Annotated in this window: 19 protein-coding genes; 8 read left to right on the forward strand and 11 right to left on the reverse strand. The window is 71.0% G+C overall.

All coding sequences use genetic code 11. The features are described from left to right. Window positions 1-6 precede the first annotated feature (6 nt). Window positions 7-2,199, forward strand: a complete 2,193-nt coding sequence (locus WBG79_RS08470) for an amylo-alpha-1,6-glucosidase (RefSeq protein ID WP_337356669.1) — start codon at window positions 7-9, stop codon at window positions 2,197-2,199. Between the two features lie 70 nt (window positions 2,200-2,269). Here WBG79_RS08470 and WBG79_RS27600 read toward each other — a convergent pair whose 3' ends face one another. The 7 genes from WBG79_RS27600 to WBG79_RS08505 all read right to left on the reverse strand — a co-directional run bounded on the left by WBG79_RS27600 (window position 2,270) and on the right by WBG79_RS08505 (window position 9,207). Continuing rightward, window positions 2,270-2,848 (reverse strand): c-type cytochrome, encoded by a 579-nt coding sequence (locus WBG79_RS27600; RefSeq protein ID WP_443147417.1) that lies wholly within the window; start codon window positions 2,846-2,848, stop codon window positions 2,270-2,272. Further along, a complete protein-coding gene (locus WBG79_RS08480) occupies window positions 2,845-3,198 on the reverse strand; it encodes a hypothetical protein (RefSeq protein WP_337356670.1) in 354 nt (117 codons plus the stop codon). Before WBG79_RS08480 ends, WBG79_RS27600 begins: the two co-directional genes overlap by 4 nt. Then, the gene (locus WBG79_RS08485) at window positions 3,183-3,794 is read right to left on the reverse strand and encodes a cytochrome c oxidase subunit 3 (RefSeq protein ID WP_337356671.1); all 612 of its coding nucleotides are present in this window, start codon (window positions 3,792-3,794) and stop codon (window positions 3,183-3,185) included. Before WBG79_RS08485 ends, WBG79_RS08480 begins: the two co-directional genes overlap by 16 nt. Then, complete coding sequence (gene ctaD / locus WBG79_RS08490; protein WP_337357913.1) at window positions 3,791-5,662, reverse strand: cytochrome c oxidase subunit I; 1,872 nt, start codon at window positions 5,660-5,662, stop codon at window positions 3,791-3,793. Before ctaD ends, WBG79_RS08485 begins: the two co-directional genes overlap by 4 nt. A gap of 86 nt (window positions 5,663-5,748) precedes the next feature. Then, window positions 5,749-6,747: a cytochrome c oxidase subunit II gene (coxB, locus tag WBG79_RS08495; protein ID WP_337356672.1), complete on the reverse strand. Its 999-nt coding sequence runs from the start codon at window positions 6,745-6,747 to the stop codon at window positions 5,749-5,751. A 56-nt stretch (window positions 6,748-6,803) separates the two neighbouring features. Beyond that, window positions 6,804-7,415, reverse strand: a complete 612-nt coding sequence (locus WBG79_RS08500; RefSeq protein WP_337356673.1) for a c-type cytochrome — start codon at window positions 7,413-7,415, stop codon at window positions 6,804-6,806. Continuing rightward, the gene (locus WBG79_RS08505; protein ID WP_337356674.1) at window positions 7,396-9,207 is read right to left on the reverse strand and encodes a methanol/ethanol family PQQ-dependent dehydrogenase; all 1,812 of its coding nucleotides are present in this window, start codon (window positions 9,205-9,207) and stop codon (window positions 7,396-7,398) included. Before WBG79_RS08505 ends, WBG79_RS08500 begins: the two co-directional genes overlap by 20 nt. A gap of 252 nt (window positions 9,208-9,459) precedes the next feature. Here WBG79_RS08505 and WBG79_RS08510 point away from each other — a divergent pair, with 252 nt between their 5' ends. After that, window positions 9,460-10,032: a DUF924 family protein gene (locus WBG79_RS08510; protein ID WP_337356675.1), complete on the forward strand. Its 573-nt coding sequence runs from the start codon at window positions 9,460-9,462 to the stop codon at window positions 10,030-10,032. Here WBG79_RS08510 and WBG79_RS08515 read toward each other — a convergent pair. From WBG79_RS08515 to WBG79_RS08530, 4 genes are all read right to left on the reverse strand, one after another. Continuing rightward, window positions 10,020-10,415 (reverse strand): VOC family protein, encoded by a 396-nt coding sequence (locus tag WBG79_RS08515; protein ID WP_337356676.1) that lies wholly within the window; start codon window positions 10,413-10,415, stop codon window positions 10,020-10,022. The two genes, WBG79_RS08510 and WBG79_RS08515, sit on opposite strands and share 13 nt — an antisense overlap. A gap of 108 nt (window positions 10,416-10,523) precedes the next feature. Next, window positions 10,524-11,327: a 4-hydroxy-tetrahydrodipicolinate reductase gene (gene dapB, locus WBG79_RS08520; protein ID WP_337356677.1), complete on the reverse strand. Its 804-nt coding sequence runs from the start codon at window positions 11,325-11,327 to the stop codon at window positions 10,524-10,526. A 32-nt stretch (window positions 11,328-11,359) separates the two neighbouring features. After that, window positions 11,360-12,394 (reverse strand): LLM class flavin-dependent oxidoreductase, encoded by a 1,035-nt coding sequence (locus WBG79_RS08525; RefSeq protein WP_337356678.1) that lies wholly within the window; start codon window positions 12,392-12,394, stop codon window positions 11,360-11,362. A 23-nt stretch (window positions 12,395-12,417) separates the two neighbouring features. After that, complete coding sequence (locus tag WBG79_RS08530; protein ID WP_337356679.1) at window positions 12,418-13,500, reverse strand: alanine racemase; 1,083 nt, start codon at window positions 13,498-13,500, stop codon at window positions 12,418-12,420. A gap of 280 nt (window positions 13,501-13,780) precedes the next feature. Here WBG79_RS08530 and WBG79_RS08535 point away from each other — a divergent pair, with 280 nt between their 5' ends. The 6 genes from WBG79_RS08535 to WBG79_RS08560 are packed head-to-tail and all read left to right on the forward strand — an operon-like array spanning window position 13,781 to window position 17,582. Continuing rightward, window positions 13,781-14,935, forward strand: coding sequence for an amine dehydrogenase large subunit (locus WBG79_RS08535; protein ID WP_337356680.1), 1,155 nt, complete (start codon window positions 13,781-13,783; stop codon window positions 14,933-14,935). Window position 14,936: 1 nt separating this feature from the next. Continuing rightward, window positions 14,937-15,494, forward strand: coding sequence for a MauE/DoxX family redox-associated membrane protein (locus WBG79_RS08540; RefSeq protein WP_337356681.1), 558 nt, complete (start codon window positions 14,937-14,939; stop codon window positions 15,492-15,494). A gap of 25 nt (window positions 15,495-15,519) precedes the next feature. Continuing rightward, complete coding sequence (gene mauD, locus WBG79_RS08545; protein ID WP_337356682.1) at window positions 15,520-16,113, forward strand: methylamine dehydrogenase accessory protein MauD; 594 nt, start codon at window positions 15,520-15,522, stop codon at window positions 16,111-16,113. Between the two features lie 38 nt (window positions 16,114-16,151). After that, on the forward strand, window positions 16,152-16,691 hold the full coding sequence (locus WBG79_RS08550) for a methylamine dehydrogenase light chain (protein WP_337356683.1): 540 nt from the start codon (window positions 16,152-16,154) through the stop codon (window positions 16,689-16,691). Next, complete coding sequence (locus WBG79_RS08555; RefSeq protein ID WP_337356684.1) at window positions 16,684-17,136, forward strand: c-type cytochrome; 453 nt, start codon at window positions 16,684-16,686, stop codon at window positions 17,134-17,136. Before WBG79_RS08550 ends, WBG79_RS08555 begins: the two co-directional genes overlap by 8 nt. Continuing rightward, window positions 17,133-17,582 carry a hypothetical protein gene (locus tag WBG79_RS08560; protein WP_337356685.1) on the forward strand — a complete coding sequence of 150 codons (450 nt, stop codon included), beginning with the start codon at window positions 17,133-17,135 and terminating at the stop codon, window positions 17,580-17,582. Before WBG79_RS08555 ends, WBG79_RS08560 begins: the two co-directional genes overlap by 4 nt. Window positions 17,583-17,588: the final 6 nt, after the last annotated feature.

Here is a 17,588-nt window from a genome sequence, read left to right on the forward strand (position 1 = left end):
CGAGACATGGCGACCGTGCACCAGATCCACGGACCCACCGAGCCGCCCGAGGCGGAACTGCCCGAACACTACATCGAGGCGCAGACCTCGCTGGTCGAACGCTCGCTGCGCACGTTGAAGCAGGGCGACGCCTTCGGGGTTCTCGACGGCTACGGCGACATCGGCTCCGTGCCGGACACGCCGGAGGGCCTCTTCTTCCGCGACACCCGCTACCTCTCCCGCTTCGAGCTCCGCGTCGAAGGCAAGCGCCCGCTTCTCCTCGGCTCCGTGATCCAGGACGACAACGCGGCGCTGACGGTCGACCTGACCAACCCGGACATCCGGCTCGACACCGAAGACTCCATCCCGCGCGACACGATCTCGATCGACCGCACGAAATTCCTGTGGTCCGACAGCGCCCACGAGCGCATCGGCCTCAGGAACTACGACCAGCGCACCCGCCGCTTCCGCCTGGACCTGGTCTTCGACGCCGACTTCCGCGACCTCTTCGAGGTGCGTGGCACCGATCGGGCCCGCCGGGGCCGGGTCACCTCGGCGGTTGTCGGCCCCGATACCATGGAGTTCCGCTACGAGGGTCTCGACGGCGTGCACCGGGCGACCCGCCTCGTCTTCGAGCCCACGCCGGAGCGGCTGGAGCAGAACCGGGCCGTGTTCGTCATGGACCTCGCCGCCCAGGCGCGCTGCTCGCTCCTGGTCCGCATCGACTTCATCGAGGGCGAGGCGGCGGCGCCGATCGACTTCCTCACCGCATTCCGCGACAAGCGGCGGGCGATCCGGGCCGCCACCCGGGGCATCGCGACGGTGGAGACCGACAACGAGCTCTTCAACGAGGTCGTGTGCCGGTCCACCTCGGACCTCTACATGCTGATGACCCGCACCGGCCAGGGCCTCTACCCCTATGCGGGCATTCCCTGGTATTCGACCGTCTTCGGCCGCGACGGCATCATCACCGCCATGATGATGCTCTGGCTCGACCCCTCGGTCGCCGCGGGCGTGCTGCGCCACCTCGCCGAGACCCAGGCCACCGAGATCGATCCGGCCGCCGACGCCGAGCCCGGCAAGATCCTGCATGAGCGCCGCCACGGCGAGATGGCCCGCCTCGGCGAGGTGCCCTTCCGGCGCTACTACGGCACCGTGGACGCGACGCCCCTCTTCATCATGCTGGCCGGCATGTACTACCGGCGCACCGGCGACCGGGCGATGATCGAGCGGATCTGGCCCTCTATCGAGGCAGCGCTCGCCTGGATCGACCGCTACGGCGACCGCGACGGGGACGGCTTCGTCGAGTACCACCGGGAAACCGAGCAAGGCCTGGCGAACCAGGGCTGGAAGGACAGCTACGACTCGATCTTCCACGCCGACGGCAGCGCCGCGGAAGGCCCGATCGCCCTGGTGGAGGTGCAGGCCTATGTCTGGGCCGCGCGCAAGCACGCGGAGGCGCTCGCCACCGCCCTCGGCTATGCGGAGACCGCCCATCGCCAGCGGGATGCCGCCGAACGCCTGCGGCGCCGCTTCGAGGAGGCGTTCTGGTGCGAGGAGATCGGCACCTACGCGCTCGCCCTCGACGGGCGCAAGAACCCCTGCCGGGTGCGGACCTCCAATGCCGGCCATGCCCTCTTCGCCGGCATCGCGTCGCCCGACCGGGCCGTCCGGGTCGCGCGCACGCTCCTCGCCCAGGACAGCTTCTCGGGCTGGGGCATCCGCACGGTCGCGCGCGGCGAGCCGCGCTACAACCCGATGTCGTACCACAACGGCTCGATCTGGCCTCACGACAACGCCATGATCGCGCTCGGCTTCGGCCGCTACGGGCTGAAGCAGGAGGCCGCCGCGGTGTTCGAGGCGATCTTCGGCGCCGCCCTCTACCAGGAGGGCCGCCGGCTGCCGGAGCTCTATTGCGGCTTCATCCGCAAGCGCCGGCGCGGGCCGGTCGCCTATCCGGTCGCCTGCTCGCCGCAGGCCTGGGCGGCGGCCGCGCCCTTCGCCTTCCTGGAGGCCTGCCTGGGGCTCGATCTGCCGGCGGGCGCCGGCGAGGTCCGCTTCAGCGACCCGGTCCTGCCGTCCTTCCTGGACGAGGCCGTGATCCGCGGCCTGAGCCTCGGCGGCACCCGGGTCGACCTGAGGCTCCATCGCCACGGCGAGGACGTGACGCTGAACGTGCTGCGCCGGACCGGCGCCGCCAAGGTGATCGTCTCGAAATAGGGGAGGGCGGGGCCGGCCGCGAGCGACCGGCCAAACCCGCTTCGACGGCCTACTGCCTGTTGCCCGCCCTTCAGTGCGCGTACAGGTACGCCGCCACGTCGCGGGCCTCGCCTTCCGAGATCCCGGTCACCGGCATGGCGGTCTTCGGGTCGTGGCCGCGCGGGTCGACGATCCATCCGACCAGGTTTTCGGGCGTGTGCTCGAGGACGCCGCCGATGTAGACGCGCCGGGAGATCCCGGCGAGCGACGGCCCGACCCGGCCGCCCGGCGCCGACAGGCCGGGGATCTCGTGGCAGCCTGCGCAGCCGTAGCGCACCATGTGGGCGGGCGCGCGGGCCGGATCGCCGGCCGCGAGCGCCGTCACCCGGGCGGCCCGCTCGGCCGCCCGGCGCGTGCCCATCACGGCGGCGGTCAGGCCGGCCGCGACCAGGATGACGAGGATCGCCGCCATCATCCAGAAGAAGCGCGTGTGTTCGCCGGCGGGCGGCGTGCCGGCCGCGAAGTCGAGCCGGTCGGGATCGACAGTGGCCGGTCGGGCCGGTGCCGCCCGCGCGGGCGCCGGTCTGCGGGCCCCGAGCGCCGCGGAGGCCAGCCCACCCGCGGCTGCGAGCCCGACGAGGCCCAGGAACACTTTCCCCCAGCGCCTCATCGTTCGCAGCCTCCGAGGAAGAGCCCCGCCAGGCCCTGCGTTAGGGTGACGAGCGCGAAGAGCCCGGCCATGGCCATCCCGGCGAGCGCCATGAAGGGCAGCGGGCGGGGCATCTCGCCCGGCCCGTCCTCGTCGAGCCCGGGCCCGGCCTGGAACGCCCGCCAGGAGAGCCAGCCGCCGGCCCCCGCCACCAGCGCGAGGAGGACGGCCACCAGGGGCGTCGGGTCGATCCCGTTCCGGCATGCCCAGGGGGCCAGCGCCAGGCCGAGCTGCGTGTTGGCCCCCCACGCGAAGGGACCCGCCAGGACGCCTGCGAAGGGCGCACCCCGGTCCGTCAGCCGCCCGGCCATAGCCGCGGCCCTCCCTGGATGAGCACGTAGAGGGGCACCCAGCTCGCCACGACGAAGTCCCAGTAGAAGGCATTGTCGGACACGTCGCTGAAGCGCTTGCCGTGGCCGTGCCGGGTGAACATCAGGGCCGTCAGCACCAGCGTATCGCCCACGTCCGTGATGATGTGCAGCGTATGCAGCCCGAGGATCGCCCACAGGATCGACCCGTAGGCGTTCTGGTCCCACCGCACGTTGAGGGTCGTGAACTCCAGGAACCGGATCCCGATCAGCACGAGCCCGACCGCCGACATGACCAGGAGATTCCGACGCGTCCGGCCCAGGTCCTCCTGCTCCGCGTCCTGCTTCGCCATCCGGTTCGGCCAGAGACTCGCGAGCAGGACGGCCAGGATCAGCGTCGACCACAGGAGCCCCGGCGGTGGCGTGGCGAGCGGCCAGTCCGGGTTGACGGCGGCGAGATAAAGGTAGGTGCCCGCGGCCAGCAGGAAGCCGGTGCTCTCGAGCACGATGAACCCGAGCGTCCCCCACCAGATCGGACTTGCCGGACCGTAGCCGTAGCTCGGCAGGTGCGAGACGTCGAGGATCGGCCGGTGTTTCATCGCTCGTCCTCCCTCGAGCCCTTGGGCCAGAACCAGCCGATCAGCGCGACCGCCACGATCGCGCCGCCCCACACCACCGCCCAGGGCGTGAAGATCGAGCCGATGAAGGCGATGGTCGTCGCGATCGCCGACAGGAGCGGCCAGATCGACGGCTCCGGCGACATCTCGCGGAGCGAGGCCTTGGCCTCCACGGGGGAGGTCGCCACCACCTCCCGGTCGTCGACCGCGAGCCCGACCACGACCGGCAGGCTCTCCCGCTCCGCCCAGAGCGGTTCCCGGTGGGTGACGACCGGGATGCGCTCGAAATTGTAGGCCGGCGGCGGCGACCCGGTCGCCCATTCGAGCGTGCCCACCCCCCAGGGGTTCGGCCCGGCGAGGGCTCCGCGCCGCACGGCCGCAACCGCGTTGGCGGCGAGCACCACGAAGGAGAGCGCGAAGAGCAGCGCCCCGAACGAGACGAGCAGATTGAGCGACCCCCAGCCCGTTTCCGGCAGGTAGGTGTAGACCCGCCGCGGCATCCCCTGCAGCCCGAGCACGTGCATGGGGAAGAAGGCGAGGTTGAAGCCCAGGAAGGCCAGCGCGAAGTGCCAGCGGCCGGCCCGCTCGCTCATCATCCGGCCGGTGATCTTGGGGAACCAGTAGTAGATCGCCCCGAGCAGCGGGAAGACCGCCCCGCCGATCAGCACGTAGTGGAAGTGGGCGACGACGAAGTAGCTGTCGTGCAGCTGGAAGTCGAGCGGCACCGAGGCGAGCATGAGCCCGGAGAGCCCGCCCGCCACGAAGATGAAGAAGAAGCCGAGCACGAAAAGGAGCGGCGTGGCGAAGACCGGCCGCCCGGTCCACAGCGTGGCGATCCAGCAGAAGATCTGCAGCCCGTTCGGGATCCCGATCAGCATCGAGGAGGCGGTGAAGAAGCTCGCCCCGAGCTGTGGCAGCCCGGTCGCGAACATGTGGTGTACCCAGAGCCCGAAGGACAGGAAGCCGACCGAGACGAGCGCGAGCACCAGCGCCAGGTACCCGAAGGCGGGCCGGCGCGAGAAGGCGACCACGATCTGCGACACCATCCCGGTCGCCGGCAGGAAGATGATGTAGACCTCCGGATGGCCGAAGAACCAGAAGAGGTGCTGCCACAGCAGCGGCTGGCCGCCCTCCGCCGGGTTGAAGAACTGCGTCCCGATCAGCCGGTCCATGATCAGGAAGGTCGAGGCCAGCATCACGGCCGGCATGGCGAGGCAGATCATCACCGAGGTGACCAGCATCGACCAGACGAAGAGCGGGATCCGGTCGAGCGACATGCCCGGGGCGCGCTGCTTCAGCGTCGTCACGATGATCTCGACCGCCACCGCCTGCGCCGACACCTCCGTGAAGGTGATCATCTGGGCCCAGAAGTCGACCCGCTTGCCGGGCGAGTATTCCGGCCCGGCGAGCGGCACGTAGGCGAACCACCCGGCGTCGGCCCCGACGTTCAGCATGAAGGCGAACCAGATCATCAGCCCGCCGAACAGGTAGACCCAGTACGAGAAGGCGTTGAGGCGCGGGAAGGCGATGTTGCGGGTACCGAGCATGAGCGGCACAAGATAGACCCCGAAGGCCTCCATCACGGGCACCGCGAAGAGGAACATCATCGTCGTGCCGTGCATCGTGAAGAGCTGGTTGTAGAGGTCCGGCCCGATCAGCCTCGACTCCGGCCGGGCGAGTTGCAGCCGCATGGCGACGGCCGAGAGACCGGCGAGGCCGAGGAACAGGAAGGCTGTCAGGATATAGCGGCGGCCGACGATCTTGTGGTCGACGGTGGTCAGCCGGTCCCACAGCCCCGCCCCCGTGCCCCAGGTGGCCGCGAGCCGGCGCCGGACCTCCGCGTCGGCCATGTCCTTGTCGGTCTTCGCGTCCGGCCAGGTGCGGAACGCCTCCGACCGCCCGCGCCCGATCGCCGTGTCCTCCGCCGCCACCTGTGTCATTGCAGCCCCTCCAGGTAGGCGGCGACCGCGTTGAGCTCGTCGGCCGAGAGCTTCACGAGGGGCATCTGGTTGCCCGGCTTGATCCCCTGTGGGTCGGCGATCCAGGCCGCGATCGTGCCGCGGCTCGTCGGCAGCGTGCCGGCCGCGAGCGTCTGCCGGCCGCCCAGATGCGTCAGGTCCGGGCCGGTCCGCCCGCCCGCGTCCGTGCCCCGGATCCCGTGGCACATGACGCAGGCCTTGCCCTGGAACACGTCGCGTCCGCGCTTCGCCTCCTCTGTCACGGGCTCGTCCGCCGGGGCGATCTGCTTCTCGACCCACTTGTCGTAGTCGGCGCGCGGCTCGGCGACGAGCAGGAGACCCATATGGGCGTGCTGCAGGCCGCAGAACTCGGCGCACTGGCCGCGATAGACGCCCGGCCGCTCGACGGTCAGGCGCATGCGGTTGGCCTGGCCGGGAATGAGGTCCTTCTTGCCCATGACGGCCGGCACCCAGAAGGAATGGATGACGTCCGAGGCGCGCAGTTCGAGCACCACCGGTTCGCCGACCGGCACGTGGATCTCGTTGGCGGTCGTGAACTGCCGGGACGGCGTCTCGGAGTCGTAGCGCAGCTCCCACCACCACTGGTGTCCGGTCACCCGGATGACGATTCCGCTCTCCTCCGCATGCAGGGCCCGCTGCACCGCGTAGCTGACCCCCGTCAGCCCGAGCACGGTCAGCCCCGTCGCGACCGCCAGGGCGCCGACCAGCCGGTGCCCGCGCCGTTCCCGCGTGGGATCGACGAGCAGCGGGTCGCTGCGCACCCCCGGGTGGCGCTTCACCACGACGACGACGAGCGCCAGCATGACCGCTACCCAGACCACGCCGGAGACGATCATGAAGACGTCGAACAGCCGTTTCAGCGACCGCGCCTCCGGCCCCTGCGGGTCGAGGACGGAGGGGAGGCGGGAGCAGCCGGCGAGGCCGGCGGCGAGCACGCAGGCGCCGGCCGCGCGCACCGCCGCGGCCGATCTCCCGCACCGGACGTGGTTGAGGCTCCCCATGCCCCGCCCCCTCATTGCGGCTGCGTCGCCGCGGGCGGGGTGGAGCCGCCCGGCTTCGGTTCGACCGCCGGCAGGCGGTTCTCCGAGGGCCGCGCATGCAGGTCGTCCCGCCGCGACGGAGCCACGTCCTTCGGCAGGTTGCCGCCCATGGAACGGATGTAGGCCGCGATTTCCCAGATCTGGTCGTCGGGGATCCGACCCCGGAAGGACGGCATGCCGTTCGGCCGCCCCTCCCGGATGGTCGCCACGATGTTCTCGATTGCCCCGCCGTAGATCCAGGTGTCGTCCATCAGGGCCGGCCCGGAATCGCCGCCGCCGTTGGCGTGGCAGCCGTTGCAGTTGAACCAGGCGAAGTACTTCTGCCCCTGCGAGACGTGGTACGCGTTCTGCTCGAAGTCCTTGCCCTTGCCGGTCGTGTAGATCTCGGGCGTCGTCGGCCCCGCGGTCAGCGACGTCATCGCGATCCGCTCCTCCGTCTCCGTGGCGACCGGGTTCGGCCGGTACTCCCGGTCCTCCCGCTCGCAGGCCGCGAGCCCCAGGAAAAGAAGGGCGGCCGGCCCGAAGACGCGGGACGGAAGTCCGCGCGGGCATCGCGCCCGCCGCTCACGGCAGCCGGAAGACATGCAGCGTGCCTCCCTTGGTGGTGGCGTCCTTGAGGTCCCGCATGGCGTTGACGAAGCCCTTGGCGGCCGTCCCGTCGCGCGGGTCGAGGTCGCCCGCCACGATGGCCCCGGCCCAGCCCCCGACGCCGGAGAGGATCGCGACATACTGGTGCCCATCCGGCCCCTTGAACGTGGTGGGCTGGCCGATGATCCCGGACCCGGTCTTGAACTGCCACAGGACCGCTCCGGTGGTCGCGTCCACCGCCTTGAACCAGCCCTCCATGGTCCCGTAGAAGACGACGTTCCCGGCGGTCGCCAGCGCCCCACTCCAGACCGGGAAGGTCTCCTTGATGGTCCAGGCCGCCTTGCCCTGGCGCACGTCCCAGGCCGTGAAGGCGCCCCGGTGGCCGCCCGGCCCGGGCTTCATGCGCACCTCCGCGCCGACATAGGGCGTGCCGGCAATGTAGTTCACCTCCGTGGTCTCCCAGTCCATGCAGAGGTTCACGTGCGGGATGTAGAGATAGCCGGTGCGTTCCGAGTAGGCCGACGGGTTCCAGTCCTTCGCGCCCGGCGCCGTCGGGCAGACGTCGCGCACGACCTTGCCGGTCTCCGGCGCCTTCTCGGGCACGTATTGGAGACGGCCGGTCTTGAGGTCGACACCCTTGGTGGCGGTCATGACGTGGAACGGATTGGCGTAGAGAACCTCGCCCGTTGTCCGGTCCATCAGGTACACGTAGCCGTTGCGTTCCGGCCGGACCAGGACCTTGCGCGGCTGGCCCTTCCAGGTCATGTCGAGCAGGATCTGCTCGTTGATGCCGTCCCAGTCGTAGAGATCGTGCGGGCTCCATTGGTAGAACCAGCGGGCCGCCCCCGAATCCGGATCGCGCGCGAAGATCCCCGCCGTCCACTTGTTGTCGCCCTGGCGCAGGTCGTGGTTCCACGGGCCCGGGTTGCCGGTGCCGTGGTAGAGCAGGTTGAGGTCCGGGTCGTAGGCGAGCCAGCCCCAGACGGTCCCGCCGCCCTGCTTCCAGGCGTCCGGCGGCCAGGTGCTGACCCCGAGGTCCTTGCCCTTGTCCTGGTCGTAGAAGGGCTTGAAGTCCGGCCCGATCTTCACGTCCGCGTCCGGCCCGGTGTTGAAGGCGGTCCAGAGCGACTTGCCCGAGGCCGCGTCCAGCGCCTGCACCCAGCCGCGCACGCCGTATTCGCCCCCCGAGTTGCCGACGAAGACCTTGCCGCGCGCGACCAGCGGCGCCATCGTCAGGGTCTCGCCCTTGTTGATGTCGCCGACCTTGGTCTTCCACAGCTCCTTGCCGGTCTCCGCGTCGACACCGACCACGTTGCCGTCGAGGGTGACGAAGTGGATGCGCCCGTCTGCGAAGGTCGGCCCCCGATTGACCACGTCGCAGCAGGCGACCCCCTGCGAGGCCGCCTCGGGCTTCGGCTCGTACTTCCACTTGAGCGGCGCGCCGGGCTTGGTCAGGTCGAGGGCGTAGAGGATGTTGGGGTAGGGCGAGAGGACGTAGAGGGTCGTGCCGACCATCAGCGGCGCGGACTCCTGGCCGCGGTTCACGCCGGTCGAGAAGGTGAAGGCGACCTGCAGCTTGCCGACATTGCCGCTGTTGATCTCGTCGAGGCCGCTGAAGCGCGTGTTCGCCCAGTTCTTGGCGGGCTGGGTCCACTGCCCGTCCTCGGGCGGGGCGGCGCTCGCCGGCGGCTTCGGCGGATTGCCGGCTGCATCCGGAGCTTGTGCCGGGGCCGGGGAGGCGGCGAGGACGATGGCGAGACCCGTCGACGCGATCAGAAGCCTCCACATGGGCCTCGATCCTCCTGCGGATACTTGACGAGGGCGACAAGGACAGCCGCCCGGGCCTCAACAACTTGGGGGAACGCTCGCGTGTTCCCGTCGCGCCGAAGATGATCGGACCCTGACGACCGCTTCCGTGACGCGAACGCACCTCGACGGGGAATCGAATACTGCTGCTTCGGTCGTTTTTGTGCGGTACCGAACTTGCCGAACCGGCATCCATGACGGATGTTGCTGCAAGCCCGAACGGAGGGATGGACCATGCAGCCGGCCGAGGTGATCGATTTCTGGCGCGATGCGGGCCCGGAGCGCTGGTTCGACTCCACCCCCGACTTCGACGCCGCCTGCCGGGACGGCTTCGCCGCCGCCTGGGCGGTCGCCCGCGGCGGTGCGCTCGCCGCCTGGGAGGAGACCCCCGAAGGCGCCCTGGCTCTCGTGATCCTGCTCGACCAGATGCCGCGCAACATGTTCCGCGGCGAGGCGCGCACCTACGCCTCCGACCCCGAGGCGCGCGAGGTCGCCCGCCGGGCCCTCGCGCGCGGCTTCGACACGCAGGTCTCCGACGACCTGCGGCGCTTCTTCTACCTGCCCTTCATGCACTCCGAGGATATCGAGGACCAGCGCCGGTCGGTGCTCCTGTTCGATGCGCTCGGCGACGCGGATTCCGCCAAGTGGGCCCGGCATCACCACGACATCGTGGCCCGCTTCGGCCGGTTCCCCCATCGCAACGCCCTGCTGGGCCGGTCCTCGACGGCCGACGAGGTCGCCTTCCTGGCCGAGCCCGGCGCCTTCGCGGGCTCGGGCGCGATCTCGGGGGGCGGTCAGGGCCGATAGGTGCCGAAGCTCCAGAGGTGACCGTCGAGGTCGCGGGCCGAATATTCCCGTGCCCCGTAGCTCGTCGCGGCGAGCGGCCGGACGATCTCCGCCCCGGCCGCCATCGCCCGGGCGTAGTGCGCGTCGATGTCGTCCACCGCGACGTAGATGCCCATGTCGGCCGTGCTCCAGGGGTCCGCCGGGTCGGCCGGGCGTGTCGAGCCGAACATGACGACCCCGTTGCCGAGGGCCAGCTCCGCATGGGCGATCCCGCCGCCTCCGTCCGGATGGACCGCCCGTCTCGCGAACCCGAAGGCCCGCTCGAGCCAGTCGACGGCCGCAGGCGCGTCCCGGAACTTGAGGGCGGGGAAGATGGTGGCGGTGATGCTGGGCCGGTCGCTCATGCCGATCTCCTCTGCGGGCACGTGCAAAGGAGAAAATCTAGAACAAAAAACGAACATGGCCAAGCGAGACCGGAGCCTTGCGACGCCCCTCTGCGCCCTCAGGGCTGTTCAGAGCAGGCTGTCGAGCCCGCGCGTCAGGCCCGTGAAGCCCACCACCTTGCGGGCCGCCAGCAGCGTGCCGGCCACGTAGGGCGCCGCCGACGACCCGGCGTCGTGGCGGATCACGAGCCGCTCGTCCGGCGCGCCGAACACGGCCTCGCAGGACAGCACGAAGGACGGCATGCGCAGCGAATGCACCTGCACGGGGCGCGGCGCCCCGACCGCCGCCCCGCGCGTCGCCGGGATGCCGCCGAGCTCCGCGACGGGCTTCGACGTTCCCTTCAGGCGGACCCCCGCCAGGGTCTCGGCGAGCTCGCGCGCCGTCCCGGACGGCGTGTCCGGCTTCGACGCGGAGGCGTAGTCGATGATCTCCACGTCCGGCACGTAGCGCGCCGCCTCCAGGGCGAAGCGCTTCAGGAGCGTCGCCGTGATCGAGAAGTTGCCGGCCGCCAGCACGCCCCGGCCGGCCGCCAGCGCCTCGGCCTCGATCTCCGAGAAGTCCTCCGCGCCGAGCCCCGACGTGCCGATGACCACGGCCCGGCCCGCCCCCAGCGCCGCCAGCGCATGCCCCTTCACGACGTGCGGCTTGGTGTAGTCGATCACCACGTCCGAGGGCACGGCCAGCGCCGCCTCGAGCGTGGGCGAGACCGTCACCCCGTTCGGCGCCCCGCCGGCCGCCTCGCCGGCATCCCGCCCGGCCGCGGAGCGCGACACCGCGGCGACGAGCGACAGATCCTCCGCCGCCCCGATGGCGGCGACGAGGGCGCGGCCGACCCAGCCGGTGGACCCGACGAGCGTGATGCGAAGCGTCATGGACGGTGCCTCCAGGCGGGACGTGGACGGGATCAGGGGGCGAGCGCCTTGCGCACCGCCGGCGCCACCACCGTGCCGTAGAGCTCGATGGCGCGCATGAGGTCGCGGTGGGGCAGGGTGCCGACGCTGAACTGCATCAGGAACCGGTCGTGCCGGAACAGCTCGTGCTCGAACAGGATCTTGTCGACGACCTGCTGCGGAGAGCCGACGAGGAGCGCCCCGCGCGGCCCGATCTGAGCCTCGTACTGAGCGCGGGTGGTCGGCGGCCAGCCGCGCTCGCGGCCGATGCGGGTCATCGTGTCGGCATAGGCCGGATACCAGATGTCCGCCGCCCGTCCGCTGTCGTCTGCGACGAAGCCGTGCGAGTTGATCGAGACCGGAAAGGCCGCCGGGTCCCGCCCGGACCGGCGCAGCACCTCCCGGTAGAGCTCGACCAGCGGCCTGAAGCGCTCCGGCATGCCGCCGATGATCGCGATCGCCAGCGGCAGCCCGAGCGTGGCCGCGCGCGCCACCGACTGCGGCGTGCCACCGACCGCGATCCAGACCGGCAGCGGGTCCTGCACGGGGCGCGGATAGACCGCCTGGTTGGTCAGGGCCGGCCGGTGCCGGCCCTCCCAGGTCACCCTTTCGCTCGCCCTCAGCGCCAGCAGCAGCTCCAGCTTCTCGGCGAAGAGCTCGTCGTAGTCCTGCAGGTCGTAGCCGAAGAGCGGGAAGGACTCGATGAACGAGCCGCGCCCCGCCATGATCTCGGCGCGCCCGCCGGAGATCAGGTCGAGCGTCGCGAAGTCCTGGAACACCCGCACCGGATCGTCGGAACTCAGCACCGTCACGGCGCTCGTCAGCCGGATCCTCCGGGTGATCGCGGCCGCCGCCGCCAGCACCACGGCGGGCGCCGAGACCACGTAGTCGGCCCGGTGGTGCTCGCCGATCCCGAACACGTCGAGCCCGACCTCGTCGGCGAGCCGGATCTCCTCCATCAGGTTGGCGAGCCGGTCGCGCGGGGAGATCGTGGCGCCCGTCGTCGGGTCCGGCGTCGCCTCCACGAAGCTGTAGATGCCGAGTTCCATGCCGCCTCCCGTCCGCGCCGGCCTCAGGTGAGGCGGCCGCGCGCCTCCGCGGCGACCGACCCGACGATCTCCCCGCCACGCACCAGCACCATCTCGCCGACCACGTTCACCGTGACGCAGACGTGGTTGGGGATCACCTGCACGATCTCGCCGACGACGGGCCGCTCGTTGGAGCGGGCGAGGTCCAGCATCCCGTGCTCCTCCGAGAAGCGCGCCAGCCGGGCGGCCGGATACTCGATCAGCTGGCCGTACCCGTCGAGGCCCCAGCCCGTGTCGCTCGTGAAGACCTTGGAGCCGGCATCCAGGATGCCGCGCTCCGGCGCAGCGCGGCTGACGACCGTGGTCAGCACGGTCAGCGCGCAGTCCTCGAGCCCCGCCCAGCCGACCGCCATCATCATCCGGTCGTTGAAGATGGACGTCCCCGCCCGGTGCTCGGTCACGCCCCGGAGGGTGCCGAGGGTCAGCAGGTTGGGCGTGCCCCCGGTCGAGACGATGCGCGGCGCTAGGCCGTGGGCGGCCAGGCCCTCGACCGTCTCATCCAGGAACCGCTGCGTCTCGGCGAGCCGGTCCTCGGGCGGGTAGAGCATCAGCCCAGCGAATTCGAGCGCGGGCCGGGCCGCGATGTCGCGAGCGAGCGCCACGGCCTCGCCCGGCGAAACCACCCCGGCGCGCTCCCGCCCCGTGTCGCATTCGACCACCACCGGCAGCGGCCGGCCTGCGATCTCGCCGGCGCGCACGAGCCCCGCCACCGTGACCGGATTGTCGGCCGCGACCGTCACGTCGGTCCGCGCGAGCAGCGCGCCCAGCCGCTCCGTCTTCTCCTCGCCGAGGATGTTGTAGCTGATCAGGATGTCCGACAGGCCGCCGTCCGCCATCACCTCGGCCTCGCCGAGCTTCTGGCACGTGATGCCACGCGCCCCGGAGCGGACCTGGAGACGGGCCAGTTCTACGCATTTGTGGGTCTTCACGTGCGGCCGGTTGGCGACCCTTTTGGCGTCGCAGAGCGCCTGCACCCGCCCGATGTTGCGCTCGACCACGTCCATGTCGACGACGAGCGCGGGCGTCCCGAAGGTCCTGGCGATCTCCTGCTTCAGCGACCCGTTCATGTGCCCCCCGCGCGTTGCCGTCCGGGCTCGGGTCTATCGCATTCGCCGGCGGAACGGGAGACCTCGCATCGCGGGGCAGGGGCCATCCGCGCCGTCCCCACGCCTGCTTCAGGGTATCGGAGGGCTTTTCGGCGAAAAGCGCCCGGTAGGCCGTCGCGAAACGGCCGAGATGGAAGAAGCCCCAGGCAAAAGACGCGGGCGATTGCGAAAAGAGGATAGACCGACTTCGGGCCCCGCCGTACCCTCTTATCCGTGGTTGACGGGCTCAGGCGAGGGGACCATGGCACATCGAATGCGGCTCCATCACTCCATCCCGGCTCTTCTGGCCGTCGCGCTGCTTCCGGCCGCCGGGTCGGCCCAGGAGATCAAGGTCGAGAAGGTCGCCGTCGCGAAGCTCGATCCCGCCCAGCCGCGCCTCTATGCGGTCGACATCGCCATCAACCACATCGTCGACGGGCGCGCCTATGTGCTCAACCCCGAGACGCTCGAGATGATGGGCCTGATCGGCACCGGCTTCGCCGGGCTCTTCTACGCGCCCAAGGACCGCGGCGAGGTCTATGTCGCCACGACCTATTATCCCAAGCTCACCCGCGGCGACCGCTCCGACTGGCTGGAGGTCTACGACACCGCGACGCTCGAGCTGAAGCGCGAGATCCGCCTGACCCCGAAGCGCGCCCAGGCGCTCAACTACCGCCCGCTCATGCAGGGCTCCGCGGACGGCCGCTTCGTCTTCGTCCAGAACGCCACGCCCGCCACCTCGATCTCGGTCGTCGACCTCAAGACGAACCGGCAGTCCGGCGAGATCCCGAACCCCGGCTGCTACGGCATCTATCCGTCCGCCACGAACCCGTCCGTCTTCTCGACCCTCTGCGGCGACGGCGCGATGCGCACCTACGTGCTCGACAAGTCGGCCGGCAAGGCCACCCAGAAGGCGAGCGCGAAGTTCTTCGACGCCGACAAGGACGCGCTCTTCTCCCATGCCGAGCGCGACGGCGACACGCTGTGGTTCGCCTCCTTCACCGGCAACCTCTACCGCGTCTCGATCGCCGGGGAGACGGCCGCCCTCGAGGAGAAGATCCCGCTGGCCGACGGCATCGAGGGAGACTGGCGCCCCGGCGGCTATCAGACCCACGCCTTCGACGCCAAGGCGGGGATCATGTACCTGCTGATGCACAAGGGCGGCGCCGAAGGCAGCCACAAGAACCCCGGCGAGGAGATCTGGGCCTTCGACGTCAAGGCCAAGAAGCTGCTCGGCCGCTCGCCGACCCCGCCCGCGACGTCGCTGACGATCCTCGGAGGCGACAAGCCCGCGCTCTTCGCCGTCAACCCGGTCGAGGCCACGGTCATCCGCTTCGACGTCGAGGCCGGTGGAACCGTTAGGGAAGCGAAGTCGGCCAAGGTCGGCGAGGCCGTCCTGCAACTCGAGGCGAAGTGAGATGGCGGGGCTGTCGGTCCCCCTCGACCCCCTGGCGACCGCGGCCGCGGTCGGGCTCCTCGTCCTCGTCTTCGCCCGCGCGCTCCTGCACAAGGCGGCCGACTTCGCCGCCTTCCGCCAGTCCGTGGAGGACTACCGGGTCGTCCCGGCATCCGTCGCCGGCCCCGCCGCCCTGGCGCTCGGGGCCGCCGAGCTCGCCGTCACGCTCGGCCTGCTCCTGCCCGCCACCCGGGTCCCGGCCGCCCTCGGCGCGATCGGGCTCCTCGCCCTCTATGCCGGGGCGATGGCGGCGAACCTGCTGCGCGGCCGCACCGCCATCGACTGCGGCTGCGGCGGCCCCGGCCAGCCGATCGGCTGGATCCTGGTCGGCCGCAACGCGGTCCTGGCCGCGGCCGCCGCGCTGGTGCTGCTGCCCGTCGCGCCCCGGTCGCTCGGGATCCTGGACATGATCGCCGTGCCCGTCATGGTGCTCGCCACCTGGCTGGTCATCCTCGCCGTCGAACAGCTCGCCCGCAGCTTCGCCCATATCCGCCACATGCGCGAAAGCGGTATCGAATGACCGGACCCTCGAGGGAGTTCGCGTGATGGAAGGTCTCGTCGTCGCCGTCGCCCTCCTGTGGGTGCTCGTCATCGTGCTGGCGGTGGTGGTCTTCGCCCTTGCCCGCCAGGTCGGCGTCCTGTTCGAGCGCGTCGCCCCGATGGGCGCGCTGATGACCGACGCCGGCCCGAAGGTCGGCGAGGCAGCTCCGCGGCTGGACCTGCTGACGCTCACCGGAGGCCATGTCCACCTCGGCAGCCCGTCGGCGCGCTCCACCCTGGTCTTCTTCCTGTCGCCGACCTGCCCGGTCTGCAAGAAGCTGCTGCCCGTCCTGAAGTCGGCGCGCGCCGCCGAGGCGCCCTGGCTCGACATCGTGCTGGCGAGCGACGGCGACCGTCCGGCCCACGACGTCTTCGTGCGCGAGAAGGGCCTGGAGTCCTTCCCCTATGTGCTCTCCACCGAGCTCGGCATGGCCTTCCGCGTCAGCCGGCTCCCCTTCGCCATCCTGGTCGACGGCGGCGGCGTGGTCCGCGCCAAGGGCCTGATCAACAACCGCGAACAGCTCGAGAGCCTGTTCAACGCCAAGGAACTCGCCGTCCCGTCCATCCAGGACTACCTGGATCGCCCGGCCGTCTCCTGACCCGTCCTCACCGCCCGCACCGCCCGGAGGCCCGCTCCATGCTCGGTATCTTCGATCGTCTCCTCTCCGCTCTCGACGGCGCCTCCGAGATCGTGGTGCGCCGCTCCGCCCAGGTGCACGGCCGGCGCAGCGCGCTCGCCCAGATCGGCAAGGTGCTGGTCGGCGGCGCCGCCCTGCCGATGCTGCCCTTCGATCGCTCCGACGGCCTGCGCGCCCATGCGGCGGATGCCGAGCCGACCGACCAGGCCTGCGAATACTGGCGCTACTGCGCCCTCGACGGCTTCCTCTGCACCTGCTGCGGCGGGTCGGTGTCGAGCTGTCCGCCCGGCGCCTCGGTCTCCAAGGTGACCTGGGTCGGCACCTGCCAGAACCCGAAGGACAACAAGTCCTACCTGATCAGCTACAACGACTGTTGCGGCAAGACCTCCTGCGGCCGCTGCCTCTGTAACTTCAACCTGCGCGAACGGCCCGGCTACCGCATGGGCGTCCACAACGACATCAACTGGTGCATGGCCGAGAAGCACGGCATGTACCACTGCACCGTCGCGGCCGTGGTCGGGATCTCCCAGAGTGGCTGACCGTCGCATCCCCGCGTCCGCGGCCGGCCTCGTTCTCGCCGCCATGGCCGCCGGTCCCGCGGCCGGCGCCGACGGCAAGGCCCTCTATGCGGAGATCTGCCAGGCCTGCCACCAGGAGGGCGGCAAGGGCGCGCTCGGCGTCGCCCCGCCCGTCGCCTCGCGGCTCGTCAAGGCCGCGGCCCGGCAGGCGAAGGACTACGTCCCCCTCGTGCTGCTGAACGGCCTGAACGGCGCGATCGAGATCGAAGGCCAGACCTTCCAGTCGGTCATGCCGGCGCAGGCGCATCTCTCCGATGCCGACCTCGCCGCGGTGGCCACCTACGTGTACGGCGTCCTCAACGGCGAGCGCGGCGCGAAGGTCGACGCCAAGGCCGTGGCGGCCCTGCGCGCAACGCCGAAGTCGGCCCCCGAACTCCTCGACCTGCGCAAGAGGATCTCACCATGACCCGCCGGGCGATGGCCGTCGCCGCGCTCCTGGCCGGCCTGGCCCCGGGCCTCCCGGCGGCGGCCGGCGAGGACCCGCCGCGGACACTCTTCCTGCTGCACTGCTCGGGCTGCCACCTGCCGGACGGCACCGGCTCGAAGATCGGCGGCATCCCGCCCTTCCCGAACACGGTCGGCAAGCACCTGCGCCACCCCGACGGCCGCCGCTACCTCGCCAACGTTCCCGGCGTGATTAATTCCGGCCTCGGCGACGCCGACACGGCCCGGCTCCTGAACTGGATCCTCGACACCTGGGGCGCCGCCGACCGCCCGCCCGGAGCCCCGCCCTTCACCGCCGAGGAGATCGGCCGCCTGCGCGGCAAGACCGTCGACGACATCTTCGCGCTGCGCACCCGCATCTCAGCCGACCTCCGCCGCAAGGGGATCGACGTCGGCCGCTACCCGTAGCGACGC

It is taken from the genome of Prosthecomicrobium sp. N25 (genome assembly GCF_037203705.1).
Taxonomy (GTDB): Bacteria; Pseudomonadota; Alphaproteobacteria; order Rhizobiales; family Ancalomicrobiaceae; genus Prosthecodimorpha.